This window comes from Alteromonas infernus (assembly GCF_902705815.1).
Window position 1 is genome coordinate 1 of record NZ_CACSIG010000014.1, and the last position, 15,054, is coordinate 15,054.

The 15,054-nt window shown below is 43.4% G+C and carries 9 protein-coding genes and 1 pseudogene; 7 read left to right on the plus strand and 3 right to left on the minus strand.

Annotated elements, in window-relative coordinates:
- Positions 1–279: 279 nt before the first annotated feature.
- The 4 genes and pseudogenes from ACX5J7_RS03810 to ACX5J7_RS03825 all read left to right on the plus strand — a co-directional run.
- Positions 280–480: pseudogene (locus tag ACX5J7_RS03810) on the plus strand (SAM-dependent methyltransferase); the annotation flags it as partial.
- 52 nt (positions 481–532) lie between these two features.
- On the plus strand, positions 533–1,042 hold the full coding sequence (locus tag ACX5J7_RS03815) for a hypothetical protein (RefSeq protein WP_498706173.1): 510 nt from the start codon (positions 533–535) through the stop codon (positions 1,040–1,042).
- 16 nt (positions 1,043–1,058) lie between these two features.
- A complete protein-coding gene (locus ACX5J7_RS03820) occupies positions 1,059–1,262 on the plus strand; it encodes a hypothetical protein (RefSeq protein WP_012519272.1) in 204 nt (67 codons plus the stop codon).
- Positions 1,263–1,601: 339 nt separating this feature from the next.
- Positions 1,602–4,493: a tetratricopeptide repeat-containing hybrid sensor histidine kinase/response regulator gene (locus ACX5J7_RS03825; RefSeq protein ID WP_498706164.1), complete on the plus strand. Its 2,892-nt coding sequence runs from the start codon at positions 1,602–1,604 to the stop codon at positions 4,491–4,493.
- A gap of 62 nt (positions 4,494–4,555) precedes the next feature.
- On the opposite strand, the gene ACX5J7_RS03830 is transcribed toward ACX5J7_RS03825, so the two are convergent.
- From ACX5J7_RS03830 to ACX5J7_RS03840, 3 genes are all read right to left on the minus strand, one after another.
- The gene (locus ACX5J7_RS03830; protein WP_498706165.1) at positions 4,556–5,008 is read right to left on the minus strand and encodes a DUF3010 family protein; all 453 of its coding nucleotides are present in this window, start codon (positions 5,006–5,008) and stop codon (positions 4,556–4,558) included.
- A 120-nt stretch (positions 5,009–5,128) separates the two neighbouring features.
- Positions 5,129–7,783 carry an ATP-binding protein gene (locus tag ACX5J7_RS03835; protein WP_498706166.1) on the minus strand — a complete coding sequence of 885 codons (2,655 nt, stop codon included), beginning with the start codon at positions 7,781–7,783 and terminating at the stop codon, positions 5,129–5,131.
- A 90-nt stretch (positions 7,784–7,873) separates the two neighbouring features.
- Complete coding sequence (locus ACX5J7_RS03840) at positions 7,874–9,058, minus strand: PQQ-dependent sugar dehydrogenase (protein WP_498706168.1); 1,185 nt, start codon at positions 9,056–9,058, stop codon at positions 7,874–7,876.
- Between the two features lie 511 nt (positions 9,059–9,569).
- Here ACX5J7_RS03840 and ACX5J7_RS03845 point away from each other — a divergent pair.
- The 3 genes from ACX5J7_RS03845 (at position 9,570) to ACX5J7_RS03855 (ending at position 15,010) form a co-directional block, all read left to right on the plus strand.
- Positions 9,570–12,149, plus strand: a complete 2,580-nt coding sequence (locus tag ACX5J7_RS03845) for a serine hydrolase (protein WP_498706169.1) — start codon at positions 9,570–9,572, stop codon at positions 12,147–12,149.
- A 306-nt stretch (positions 12,150–12,455) separates the two neighbouring features.
- On the plus strand, positions 12,456–13,967 hold the full coding sequence (locus ACX5J7_RS03850) for a Fic family protein (RefSeq protein WP_498706170.1): 1,512 nt from the start codon (positions 12,456–12,458) through the stop codon (positions 13,965–13,967).
- Between the two features lie 689 nt (positions 13,968–14,656).
- Positions 14,657–15,010 carry a hypothetical protein gene (locus tag ACX5J7_RS03855; RefSeq protein ID WP_498706172.1) on the plus strand — a complete coding sequence of 118 codons (354 nt, stop codon included), beginning with the start codon at positions 14,657–14,659 and terminating at the stop codon, positions 15,008–15,010.
- The last annotated feature ends 44 nt before the right edge of the window (positions 15,011–15,054 follow it).

The following is a 15,054-nucleotide window of genomic DNA, read 5'->3' on the forward strand; positions in this document are numbered from 1 at the left end:
AAAGTAGCTTAACTGGGTTGGTCAATTTTGGTTGACCACGTCACTATTCCTTTTTTATACATTTTTATTAGCGATATTTTTCGATAATAGCCTAAACGCAATCAAACGTTTACTTAATAAAACTTATCCTTCATTAGCCAACCTGTGAATATAGCAATACCCTTAATTCTATTTTATAGTAGGAAAAACAACAGTGTCGAAAACGGTATAGGAAGTATGGGCACCACTAAAAAGGGATCGCTTATTGTGGTCGGCACAGGTATCAGTGTTGCAGGGCAAATGACCGTCGCCGCAAGAAGCCACATTGAGAATGCCGACATCGTCTTCATGGGTATCATGAATAAAATCGGCGAACATGTGGTAACCAAACTTAACTCTAATAGCGTCTCGCTAGACGACCTTTATGAAGAAGGAAAATCTCGCGCCCTCACCTATTCTCAAATGGCCGACCGAATTGTGCAATCAGTGGTAGAAGGTAACAAGGTTTGCGTTGCTTTTTATGGTCACCCAGGCGTATTTGTCACGCCTTCACATGAAGCATTCGCCGAGTACAAGAGCAGGTTTAGAGGCGCAAATGTTGCCTGGCGTTTCCGCCGAAGACTGCTTAATTGCCGATTTGGGCATAGACCCTTCTCGCTATGGCTGTCAGTCATACGAGGCCACCCAATTTCTGTTCCGCGACTACCGCATAGACCCGCACATGACGCAAATTATCTGGCAAATAGGGTTAGCAGGAGAAGCAACGTTAAGCGTGCTAGATGCCAATCACAGCCAATCAGGTCTGGCTATGCTGGCAGATATACTGGCCGAGCATTATCCAAGTGATCACGAACTCATTATTTATGAAGCAGCGACGCTTCCTCTTTGCGAACCAAAAATAGAAAAAGTCATGCTTCGTGAGCTCGAATTCGCAAAACCCACCTTGGTGTCGACGCTCGTTGTTCCATCGAAGGGAATGCCAGCATACCGACAAGACCGCTTAGCGAAGCTAGGGCTAACAGAACAACAAGTTACTAACTATAGAAACCCAACCCTAAATTAAAAAAGGATAATAAGAAATGGCAAAATCTATACAAGATTTTTTGGTTGAATTAGACACCAACAGCAAGCTAATGGAAGCTTACAAAAGCGACCCTGTGGCAACCGCAAAGAAGTACGGATTACCTGCCGATGAAGTAAAGATTATTGCGGATAAAAACTGGGACGAGCTTTCTAAGCGCTTTGACGACACCAGTAAAACCATTCGCGTTATTAGCTACTAACTAATAGCAAAAGAAAAATGAAACGGATTGTCTTGTGCATTGTTAGTGTCATTACCTTATCAATGACACTACCTGCTCGCGCTTTCGAAGAGCCGCAAGACAAGGTTTCACCTCCCACACTTCAACTTGACGGACTTAAAGCACGCATTCAGGAAAACGACCCAAACGTTCAAGCTACGTTCGCAGAATTAAATGCATTTTTTGCAGCTCACCCTAATGATGATGGGCATGCACGCTTTTTAAACATTAAGTCCTACTTTCATATTCTAAAGCAAGACTATGTTTCGGCCTACGAAGCATTACTTGAAGCGCGTAAATACGCGACGTCAGTAAAAAACCTTGCTAGACATTGCAGAGTCGTATCGCCTAGAAGGGTTGATCCTAGATTTGTCTGGCGAGCATGCCAGTGCATTAGAAGCAATGCATCGGGCTTTAGATATCTACAACGAAGCCGGAAGTGACCGCGTTTTATTGATTTATAGCGCCATGGGTAACGTCTACATGTCGCTTAAAGACTATGAACTTATGCTTACGTTCGGGCATCAGTATTTGTCTGCAGCCCAGCGTTTTAATAGCAAAGAAGGTGAAGGAACCGCATACTTTTTCCAAGGGTACGCGCAGCGGGCACTCGGTAAATACCAAGATGCTAAAGTTAGCCTGCTATTAGCGGAAAGCCTGCTTCGCGAAGCTGATTACCCTTTTATTGGCATTGTACATAGCGCCATGGCCGAGCTTCACATCGCGCAAGGTAATTTGAGTGAAGCCCTTAAAAAACTCAATCAAGCAGCAGAAGCTGACCGCCAGGTAGGATTCCGGTACAACGAAGGGTCGCACCTTCTTCACTTGGTAGACATTTACCTGCAACAAGGCGAAGTAGAACTTGCTATTGCCGAACTTGAAGCCGGGCTTAAAAAAGACATTATTAAAAATGACAAAGCTTTGGTTATCGATGTTTTAAACAAACTTATTCCGCTTTACGAGGAAAAAGGCGATATAGCGGCCGCTCTAGAATACTCGAAACAGTATCAACAAGTATTTAAGCAAAGCTTTAACGAGCAGCAGTCAAGACTGATGGCGCTGCACCGCGTGCGTTTAGCCATTTCTGAAAAAGAAGAAACCATCAAGCTTTTAGAGAAAGACAACCAACTAAAAGAAGAGCAAAATCTTATTCAACAAAAAAAGAATACTCAGCAACTCTATTTTATTGGCTTTGTGATCCTTTCATTAGGGCTGGTAGTTGGTCTATTAGTTAGAGCTCGGCAGCAACGAAAAACTCTCGACACCCTCACCCAAGATTTGCGCAAAGCAACCAAAGCAAAGTCTGATTTCTTGGCCCGTATGAGCCATGAAATTCGCACGCCGTTAAACGCAATTATTGGTCTTACTAAGCTATCCCAGCGCGCCGCTGAAGACAAAGAACAACAAACTAATTTGATACAAATTGAGGGCGCGTCGCAGACACTGCTAAGTATAATTAACGACATTCTCGACTTCTCGAAGATTGAAGCGGGAAAACTGGATATCGAATCGACGCAGTTCAATTTAGACGCGCTGGTAAACCAAACCATTAGGCTGCATCTTGCCCGTGCACAAGAAAAGCATATTGAGCTTATACAACATATCTCACGAGATGTGCCGCTTAACTTAATCGGCGACCCACTGCGCATTCAGCAGGTGCTTAACAACCTATTAAGCAATGCCCTTAAATTCACCGAGGATGGGCTTATCTCAGTGAGCGTGCGATGCAAGCAAGTCTCAGAAGACATTCAGCTTGAGTTTGAAGTGAAGGATTCGGGCGTTGGATTAAGTAGCGCGCATCAAGCGTTACTGTTCCAACCATTTAATCAAGGCGATGAAACAATTTCTAGGCGTTACGGTGGTACAGGTTTAGGTTTAGCAATTTGCAAACAGTTAACGGCGTTAATGGGCGGTGAGATTTGGGTAGAGAGCCAGTTAGGAAAAGGGTCTATTTTCCACTTTACGGTGAAAGTACAGCAGGACGCATCTCAGCAGATCATATCCCCTTCTACACAGCTTTCCGCGCTGAAGGTACTTATAGCTGACGATATTGAAGCATCGCGAGATGCTATTTCAGAAGCCCTTTCTATGGCTAACATTCAAGCTGACATTGCCACTGGAGGCAAAGACGCGGTTGTTAAAATGCGCTCAGCATTAGCGACATCTACGCCCTATGACGTGCTTATTTTAGATTGGAGTATGCCTGATATTGATGGTCTTGAAGTAACGGCCATTATGAATCAAGAGTTTTCAATTAAGCAGCCAAAAGTAATTATGCTTTATGCGTTTGAATCGCCACGCATGCGAGAGCAAGCTAACCAACTAGGCATTCGCAACTTTATTAAGAAACCATTTAGCACCAGTGAGTTAGTAGATAAACTGCAAGAGCTATGTCTTGACGTAAAAACTAAAGCCTTGCCTAAAGACAAACCAACAGTGCCTAACTTAAAAGGCACTCGCATTCTTTTTGCAGAAGACAATGCACTTAACCAAAAAGTAACCCTTGGACTGTTAAGCGACACCCATGCCACTATTGAAGTGGCCAATAATGGTTTGGAAGCAATAAGCATACTGCGTAAAGACAGCGCATTCGACGTGGTGTTGATGGACATTCAAATGCCGGTAATGGATGGGTTAACTGCAGCCAAACACATCAGAGAAGAGCTGAAGTTAACTTTACCTATCATCGCCACAACCGCGCATGCCATGCAACAAGACATTGATAAAAGCCTAGCGGCTGGCATGGATGGTCATATTAACAAACCTGTCGACCCTAATCGCTTTTTTGATGTACTTGTTGAGGTATTGGATAAAAGGCAGTCTTCGGCTACCACAGAGGTGATCAGTGAAACGAGTGTAGCGCCCACATCATTGACCTTTATAGACAAACCCACAGCGTTGAAAACATTGCTAGGTGACGAAACCCTATACAGCGACTTACTAAACGATTTTGTGGCTTTAGAGGGTGAACTTAGCGCACTCAGACAAGCTATTGATAACCACAACTATCCTGCTATCGCAAGAATAGCGCATATCTTCACAACGGCGCTTCGATATATCGGCGCCTTTCCACTTGCAGAATTAGCAAGTTCGATAGAATTAGCCATAAAGGGCAACGAGCACGAAGCAGACGAAGAATTCAATGACAAATTGGAAAGGCTACACAACGCCTTGGTTGAATTGAGTACAAAGGTTGAGGGAATGAAGGGTTAAGCAGCGAAGCCTACAGGTTGGTATAAGCTTCACTGTTCACGAATGTGTCGAACGGCTACCTGTTACTCTTCACTAGCCTCTTGCGACGCATACTCATTTTTCATAAGCCATGCGTAAGCCGTGGTAAAGGCTGTCTCTTGGAACTGCTTTAAACCAGTTTCAGAGAACGGAACTGCTAGCGGGTTTCTGCGAAGCGACTCTTTAATATCTGTAGGACTAAATACAATAACCTCTAACCCATCAATCAATTCGATAGCTGCCTCTAGTTTGAAGCCGATTGCACTTCCTGCAAATTTACCTTTGCTTTGACGCTGACGAATGATCACAGCATCAATTTTATAATCTTCGACAAGCTTAGCGAAGGTGCTTTGAAAGCTTTTTAGCCCCTTGGCACTGGTATCGGCCAGTGTTAATCGGCGCGTACGGCAGTCGGGCAAATGAAACAAACCGTCAGCTAGCGACACCAAACTAATAATTGCTTCGTTACCTTTTAAATCTATACCACAGACTTTCATATTTATTCCTAATTACGTTTGCCTGCTATTATAACCCGTTTCGCGACTGTTATTCACTTGCGAGCGCTTTTCTTTACTTACCATCCATCATGCGTTACCGCACCAGCGGGCCCTGCAAGACTAACTTAGCACTGACCTGATAGTTTCTTTAGACAGCGGCTTTACAAAGTGTTTGTCGAACCCAGCAGATTTAGAATCCTCGATATATTTGCCTGACCCCCACCCGCTTTGAGAGTAAAACTTAACGCTATCTGCTTCTGGTAGGGCTTTAAGCATTTTAACTAGCTCATAACCATCAATATCTGGCATGCCGATATCAAGGAATACACAGTTTGGCTTAAAGGCTTTAAATTTCTCTACCGCTTCTGTCGGAGAGGTAATTCCCAAAGCAGTAACCCCCATCGACTCAGCTAACAAGCAATAAGCATCGATAAGATCGGCGTTGTCATCCACAAACATCACTTTACTTTTATTTGGTACAACAGATTCCATTTCTTTGTTGTCAGACTGCTCAAAAGCTGTTTTGGAGATAGGTAGCCTAACTTCAAAAGTACTTCCTTGACCGACGCCCTCGCTCATTACAGATACTTCGCCATGATGTAATGCCACCAGCTTACTCACCAATGTTAGCCCAATACCAAGCCCGCCTTTGGTATGTGTAGAATGCGCTTCAATTTGGGTGAACATGTTGAACACATCTTTTAGCCTATCTTCAGGGATGCCCATGCCGTTATCTTTAACAGAAACAACAATCATTACTCCGTCTTTTCTGATATCTACAACAATCTTCCCCGACTCTTTTGTATACTTAGTCGCGTTATGAATAATGTTAGAGAAAATCTGGCTTAAGCGCGCTTTATCTCCGTAAACGGTCACATCTTCATCAAGACAATTTACGGTTATATCGTGCTTCTTGGCTTTCACTTGCTGCTCAACAATTTCAAGGGAATCAGAAAGGACGTCTTGAATGCTCAATCTTTCAAATTCAAGCTTAACCTTGCCGCGGGTAATACGAGATACATCCATTAAGTCGTTGATGAGTTTAGACATGTATTCCGCTTGTCGATTAATAATTGCCGTTACTCTTTTACGCGTTTTATCATCATCGACCGTTTCTAAAATGCTTGCCCCCGACATGATTGGGCCCAATGGGTTTCGTAATTCATGAGCCAAGGTAGCAAGGAATTCATTTCTGTAATTATCTTGTTTTTCAAGTTCTTGGATGCTTATATGCATACGCTCTTGCACATCAAGAGCATATACCAAAAACATTCTATTTAGCCGATTGGCGGTATCAACATCTGCTTTATCAAACGGTGTTGAACGCCCCTCAATTTTTCGAGTATGGATAGTAAAAGACGAACGAGGTTTAAGGCGCTCAGATTTTGGTGCTTCTTCTGACTTTTCATCTTCAGCGCCAATCCACTTTTGAACGCGGTGGGTTTCTTTTCTAAACCAAGCGGTAAAGTACTGCTTTTTTTCAAACAGTGGAATGATCATAATACCCGCGATACCATGCTCTCGTGCTTCCGGGTAATCATCATAAAGTGAATCGTTTGTGTAAGGAAAACCGCCTTCACTACTGGCCTTAGAAAAGATGTCTTTAATAAGGTCTATCGGTAAGGTAGAGCCAAGCGTAATGGTTTCGTACTGTGAATAGTAAACAAATCCTGAACTATTGAGCGCATCTAAAAAAGCCCGTTCGCCGCTTTTAACCACGCGACTAATAGGGTTAGCTGGGCCAATTTTGTCTAGCATGGCATCAACAGCTTCATCGGTGACAAACTTCTTCTGTTTCGCAACTTCCTCTTCTTTAGCCAACAAATGCCAGCTAAACAATTGACTTAAATTCTCGCACTGTAGCCTTACATCTTGAGGAATATAGCAGGCCTCACGATGATGACAGGAAATGAGCCCGTATAACTTACCATCGGTGACTAACGAAATGGAAAATGAAGCCCGCAAACCTTGGTTTCTAATATATTGCAGGTGAATAGGCGAGAACGTGCGCAGAAGCGAACGAGTCAAATCTAACCGCTCTCGTCCCGACTCCTCCACAGAAGGCACTAGCCTAGCTGGGGGCAACTCAGTATCAGGAGTTAGCCTTACCCAGTTTGTTTTGTACAACTCCCTGGCCTGCTTTGGTATATCTGAGGCGGGGAAATACAAATCTTGGTAAGACTCCATATCTTCAGCTTTGGCTTCTGCTATAACCTTTCCCGAATAGTCTTCATTAAATTTATAAAGTACGACTCTATCCATATTGGTGAGATACCTAATGGTTGACACCATCTCTTGCGCCATCTCACCTAACGACGTCATTTCTTTGAAGCGTGGCGCTATAGACATTGCATAAAGCTTTATAAATTGTTCTGCACTGTAGGTTTCTCTAAATTCTGTAGCAGGCTCTAGCTCAACCACATAATGATGACCCGAGTCATAAACAACGGCTAAATAATCTATTGCCGTACCTTCATTTAAAAGTGATGCTTCCAAATGAAGTTTAATGGGCAGCCTTATTTTGCTCTTCGATACCCTCTCGAACGTCTCTTCAAGAAAAGCGCGCTCGTTTGTATTAGAAGAAAGAATATCTAAAAAGTTTTTCCCAATAATCCCCTCAGCAAATATTGTTTCGCAGTTCTCACTGACGATTGAAATATTCAGATCGTCATAGCTAAACGCGATAAGAAAACCGTAACTTTGTACACTTTCAGGAATGTGTATAGGTTCGTCTTCACAACGTTCAAAGTTAAAGTTTTGAGGAGATTGAATCATAGAGTTCCTAAAGTTTGTATCTGTCCGTCATACGCGAGCATGAATCGAAAACTATCCTATCGACAAGTTAATTAATAATGCACTCGCGTTTTACTCGCTTAATTTAATTAAACGCCCGCCTTCCTTATCTTCAAGCACATAGATATTGCCCATGCTGTCTTGCTCGACTTCACGCACTCGCTTACCCCACTCATAGCGCTCGGCTTCTTCCACTTTCCATTTACCTTTATCGTCCTTATTAAAGGCAACACGAACCAGTGCCTTTGAAGACAAACCACCGATGAAACCGTTACCTTTCCAGCTGTTAAACTTATCGCCTTTATAGATGATAAAACCGGCAGGGCTAATAGCAGGTACCCACGCTAATTCAGGTGATTTAAAAATAGGGATATCTTCGTGATTTGGGATTTTTACGCCTGAATAATGGTCTCCCTGCGACACGGAGGGATAACCGTAGTTGCGACCTTTTTCGATAAGGTTAAGTTCGTCGCCATGGCGCGGCCCCATTTCGTGAACCCATAAATTACCTTGCTCATCAAAGTCGATGCCCAAAGGGTTGCGGTGACCTAATGTCCAAATTTGTTCGGTTACACTGCCTTGGCCATAAAACGGATTATCTTCTGGCACACTTCCATCTTCGTTCAAGCGCACAACTTTACCCAAATTCATTGCCATGTTTTGGGCTGGCGTAAATTTCTGGCGCTCGCCAGAGGTAATAAACAAATAGCCGTCAGGCGAAAACGCCATACGATGTGAATAATGACCGTTACCCGTCACTTTAGGCGATTGACGCCAAATAAGTGTTCTATCAGATAATGTCGCGCCACTATCGGTAACACTAAGCGTAGCGCGCTCTATTACTGCACCGCTAAACGCATCGTCTTTTTCATCCCGTTCCATATACGAAATATAAATGGTGTTATTCGACGCAAAGTCTGGGTGAATAATAACGTCACCTAAACCGCCCTGCCCGCGTGCAGTAACACTTGGCACATTGCTTACAGCAAAACGCTTTTGCTGATTTTTATCAAGCAACCAAAGTGTACCGGCTTTTTCCGTTACCAAACTGTGCCCATCAGGCAAAAAAGCCATCGCCCACGGATTGTCGAAGGTCGACTGCACACTCCCCATCACAGACGAACCATTACTGCCTGTCATTTTAATTTGTTCAGTTGAGTTTGACTGGGCAAAGGTGAAAAATGAGGTAGCAAAAAGCGTAACCAATAATGCGGCTTTTCGGCTCATGCTGGTTTTGTGCGTATTTAATGTTTGCATCTACGTTCTAACCTTTTAGAGAATTTGCGTACTACTGGTTACACGTTGAGGCTTTAATGTCACGTCAACGAGCGGCGCAAAGGGTTTCAGTTAGCATTGGTTACGTAGATTTAATAAGTAAGGTTTATATTGTCGCCTTGGTTTTGCTATTCCTTTTTTTGAATAGTGTGTACTTCCCTAAACTTTCTTTAATGAAGCCATACTTTACTTAGGCCCCGCCTATGTTATGTTCGAATTAGTTTTAGCAACGAAGATAAGGAGGTGATCATATGTCTAGAGTTAAGGTATTTGAACAGGCAGCTATGAGTGAGGGACGTTCTAGCTAACCCCTTTTACGTAATTGCTCTAGAAGGCTGTTTGATTCAGCCCGGCTCGGAAAGCCTGAATGCGGCGTTTTTTTTTTAACTGGCCATTTATTTGGCTATTTTTTGACAAGCAAGAGCGACTATGACAGCGTAGGATAAACAAATTATAAAAAGCTCGCGCCTGATAGCGGGAAAGGGAATTTCAAATGTATCAAAAGCTTGCCTGCGTTTTCATCGGCGCCATATTCACCCTAAGCCTTAGCTTTCACGTATACGCCAAAGTGCGTGGCGAGGCCGTAATTACAACAATAACGTCAGAAGTTTTGAATGAGTCGCGAGAACTACTTATTCACTTACCTAATAACTATTCCCGCTATAAAGACACCACCTACCCCGTTTTATATTTGCTAGATGGTCAGCGTAATTTTGCACATACCGTTGGCACGCTTGATCTGCTAAATCAGTCTGGAATGGCGCAGGAAATGATTGTTATCGGTATTACCAACACCGAGCGAACGCGAGACTTCACACCTACCTATGATGAAAGCTACAACCAGTGGGGGATATCTGGTGGTGCCGACAACTTTTTAGACTTTCTAGAAAAAGAACTAAAGCCTTACGTAAACGCAAACTATCGCACCAATAACTACGCGATTATTTCCGGGCATTCATTAAGCGCCCTTTTTACCGTATACGCACTGCACGAGCGGCCTGAACTATTTCAAGCTTACTTCGCATTCAGCCCAAGTTTGTGGTGGCACGAAGAAGTGATATTTCCAGAGGCAAAAGCGTTCTATGCGTCAGATAGCGACCTTAACAAATATCTATATATAAATATGGGTAACGAAGATGGGAACATGCTAAGCGCATACGTACGTTACGTTGAACTACTAAATAGTAGCGAACGAAAAGGGTTTACCTTTGATACCGAACTGGATACATCTGAAAGCCACAATACGACTGCGCTTGCAGGTATGAGCTTGGCGCTTCAAAAACAGCTTAATTCGTTACGCCCAACAGGTGCGATAATACAAGAAGGCATTCCTGCGGTAGAGCAATACTATAAAGACCTTTCTGCAAAATACGCTTTTGAAGCAAAGCCAGAATATAAAGCCGTAAACCACGCGGGTTATGCGGCGCTAAACAAACAAGACTTTGACTCTGCCATTGCGATTTTTAAGAAAAATATAGCTCGCTTCCCTAACAAATCTGATGCCTACGACAGCCTAGCAGACGGCTATGAAGCTAACGGCGAATTAGGCATGGCGCTTGAAATGAGAGAAAAAGCGCTAGCAATGAGCTATAAAGAAAATGTTGAAAATGGTGCTTTTAAAACGCGGTTGGCTAACTTGCGAAAGAAGATTGCGGAAGGTGAAGAATCAAAAGAATCTGACCTTTTAAAAACTGGACTAACTGAACGCATTCGAATTGCAGGGCAAGAAATTAATTACCAATCTTTAGAGCAAAGACAAGCGCATTATGATGTACCTGGTGTGTCTGTCGCGTTTATGAGAAATGGGCAACTAGCGTGGACCATGCAAAGCGGTGTTAAGGATTTAACCACTGAATTGGCTGTTGATGAAAACACGGTGTTCCAAGCAGGAAGTATTTCGAAACCCGCATTTGCAGCAGTATTGATGAAATATCGCGAAGATAACCCGCTAGATTTAGATGCAGATATTAATACCTTACTCACCAGCTGGCAGTTGCCTGAACATAAGTGGACTGGCCAAGACGTTGTTTCTTTACGCAGATTGTTAAGCCACACGGCGGGTACCACAGTTCACGGCTTCCCTGGTTACGCAGCGGGTGAGCCAGTGCCAACTTTGCAGCAAGTGTTAGAAGGTACAGCGCCTGCAAACACCAGCGCAGTAGTGGTTGATATTAAGCCAGGCACGCGAATGCGTTATTCGGGTGGCGGCACTACGCTAGCTCAGCTTGCCTTGCAAGACATAGCTAACGAACCTTTGCCGACTATGTCGCAACGGCTTTTGTTTAAACCTTTAGGTATGACACGTTCAGAATACGAACAACCCATAACAACAAACTTATCGAACAATATGGCTACCCCGTACGACGGTGACGGTGCGCCAATTAAAGGTGGCGCCCATACTTACGCTACGCTTGCAGCAGCTGGCATGTGGAGCACGCCATCAGACATGTTGAAATTGGCAAGCGGCGTGCGCAGTGCGTATTTGGGGCAAAAAACCGACTGGATATCGCAAGCCACCGCGAAAGAAATGTTAACCAACAATACGCCAAATATTCAGCCGCCTAATGTGGGAATTGGTTTTTTCATCAATATGGATGACAACGGGGAAATACTAGGCTTTGGTCATGGTGGCGCAGATGCTGGGTTCATGTCGCAGCTATACCTTGAACTAGATACCGGCAACGGCTACGCCATTATGACGAACGGCAATAATGGAACACAGTTAATAAGTGAGCTAGAAATACGCTTAAAAGAAGCGCTGAACGTAGGCTACTCGGAAGCTGAGGTTAAGAAGTTAGTACCCATAAGCCAAAAGGAACTGAGTAAATACATTGGAACCTATGTGGTGACCAAGCCAGTTAACGTTGATGTGGTGCTAGAAAAAACAGCCAATGGTTTTGTGCTTAACGCCTTACCTTACGTTGAAAATGAAGAGTATTTTCATGAGGGTGGCGGTCGATTCTTTGCTAAGAACGGGAGTAGTATTTCGTTTGAGATGGATGATGAAAGTGGATTGGTTAAGACGCTTGTGATGGATGGGAATATTCGGGGTGTTAGGAATAGTAAGCAGTAAAGATAAGCACTTCGGAAATTAGATGCTCTTTTGCCGCATCGGTATAAATAAGGTAATTCACTTTCGCCAAATTGCGGCGAGTATTTCTGCCCAGTTATAGAAATTGCTGTTCTTTTAATCGCTGAAGCTCTTTAAAGAGGTAGACTTTTAACTCGACCGTAAACGTAGAACCATTAAAACCTACAGCCAAAGAAACACCAAAACCTATAAATTGAAAGACATTAAAACCTATAAGTGATATAACACTAAAACCTATAAAAAAGGATTGATAGCTGGTCACTATCATGAGTAATAGTTGGAGCGAACATGAATGACATATCACAAAAACTAGCAGATTCGCTCGAGCAATTAAAACAACTTCAAGAGTCAGGGGCTGTTGCCATCCAGTCTAAGCAACTTAGCAGAGTACATCGAGAGCGGCTATTGAAGCATGGGTTTATTCGCGAGGTCATCCGGGGTTGGTATATACCGGCGATGCCAGATGAAAAGCCGGGCGACAGTACATCTTGGTATACTTCTTTCTGGGGCTTTTGCGGCGCTTATTTGTCACAGCGATTCGACAATGCTTGGTGCCTCTCACCTGAACAATCAATTAGCCTGCACATCGGCGATAGAACCGTGCCTAAACAATTACTCGTGCGCTCGCCTAAAGGCAATAATAAACCCACCGCCTTTTTGCACAACACCTCTATTTTTGATGTCAGGTTGAACATGCCTGCCACAGAACACATTGAAGACTTGGAAGGGCTCAATGTTTACAGCTTAGCAGCAGCGCTTGTTTATTCTTCCGCGAACCAGTTTCAAAATGCGCCCATCCAATTGCGTACTGCCTTATCGATGGTGACAGATGCATCCGACGTACTATCCGTTTTACTTGCAGGTAATCACAGCGTGATTGCTGGCCGTTTAGTGGGCGCCTTTAGAAATATCGGCCGGGATCTGATTGCTGACAATATCTTAAAGGGTATGCACGCGGCCGATTTGAAAGTGCAGGAAGAAGATCCTTTCGCAGAGAAAGTGCAGGTGAGCTTTGGTCGTCGTGATGTGTCACCCTATGTTAATCGAATTCGGTTAATGTGGGCACAAATGCGTGAAAGTGTTATCGCTCACTTCCCTGAACAAATACAACAAAGCGTCGATATCAAAACCTATATGGCCGAAGTGGAAGACAAATACGTTACAGACGCATACCACTCACTGTCTATTGAAGGCTATCGTGTGACTCACGAATTGATTGAACTGGTTCGCTCTGGTAATTGGCAAGCTGAAGGTTCAGACGAGAGTAAAAGGCATTTAGATGCGATGGCCGCTAAAGGCTACTGGAATGCATTTCAGGAAGTTAAAAAAGCCGTGTTAGCGGTGTTAGAAGGTAGAAACGCTGGCGATGTATTGGAACAGACACACAGCGATTGGTATCTGGCTTTATTTGGCCCAAGTGTGGCTGCTGGTATTATTAAGCAGTCGGACTTGGCTGGTTACCGGACAGGACCAGTCTATATTCGTCAATCTATGCATACTCCACCAGGTAGAGAAGCGGTTCGCGATATGATGCCGATACTCTTCGACTTGCTCGCAGAAGAGAAAAATGCAGCCGTCAGAGTGGTACTGGGGCACTTCATTTTCGTCTACATCCATCCTTACTTTGATGGCAATGGCAGAATGGGAAGGTTTGTCATGAATCTAATGATGGCATCGGGTGGCTATCCCTGGACAATTGTACCCGTCGAACGACGAGATGAATATATGCAAGCGTTGGAAACAGCCAGCGTCAAACAAGATATTGTGCCTTTTACAAAGTTCTTGGCATCGTTGATTTAATCAATCTCAGTTTGGAGAAGTGAACACCAGCAAGCTCCGCAACTTCAGCTTGTTTTAAGAGGAATAGTCTCGATTTAGTCGGGCTTGCTTCAACCTTTCGTCGAGCTCTTCTGCTAATAATATGGCAGTCACACCTTTCACTATAAAGTCCCGATTTGGTTACATTAGGGCCCTTTAACCTATTTGAGTAACCATTTTGGGACTTTATTTGATCTTTGAGGAATATTGTTTATATCAGATAAAAGCGATAATCGGGGCGAGCACAGACATCTCTGCATAATGGAGTAAAAAGCTGTTGTCGCTTACCTTGATGGTAACGGGAGAATGGAAAAATTTATTATGAATCTAATGATGGCAGCTGGTGGCTAACCTTGGACAATTGTGCCGGATACGCGGCGAGATGAATATATGTAAGCGTTGGAAGTAGCCAGCGCCAAACAGGATATTGTGCCTTTTACAAAGTTCATGGCATTGCTACGTTAATTAAAATATTAAATTTACTATGTGAATTCGCAGGCAGCTTAATAATGCCCCTGTTATACCTTGGACAGTTTCACCGAATTTGTTGAGGCACCCATTACTATGTCCATAGCGTTATTTGATAGTTTTAATATTTCACAACAGGGTGTATGGTTACAACTTAAGTATAATAAAAGTGGGTGACTAACTCACAGTATCAAGGATGATCTATGAAGCTTTCAAACGTACTTTCTCTAGTTAATCAGGTCGAAAAATCTAAGTTCATTAATGCGATAGATCGCCTATGCAGTGATGCGGTTAAACACGATAAGAAAATAGCCGCCCAACTGAACAAGCTAGATGGACAGATTAAAGATGCATCTAGCACCGACATCACACAATTATTCAAAATTGTCCTTCCGTATTTCGAAAAGTCAGTGCGAGAGCAATTGGCCATGCTTGGTGCCCAGGCCACTTTACTCACTAACATTTTGAGCCGAGACGGCAATTGCATTGCAAGAATTAATTGGATTGAATCTCTTTATGCAAAGGAGTGGGCAATAATTGATAAAAGAGCAAATTGACGTGCTCCAATAGATTCACACACCCAGTTAAGAGATAATTATCT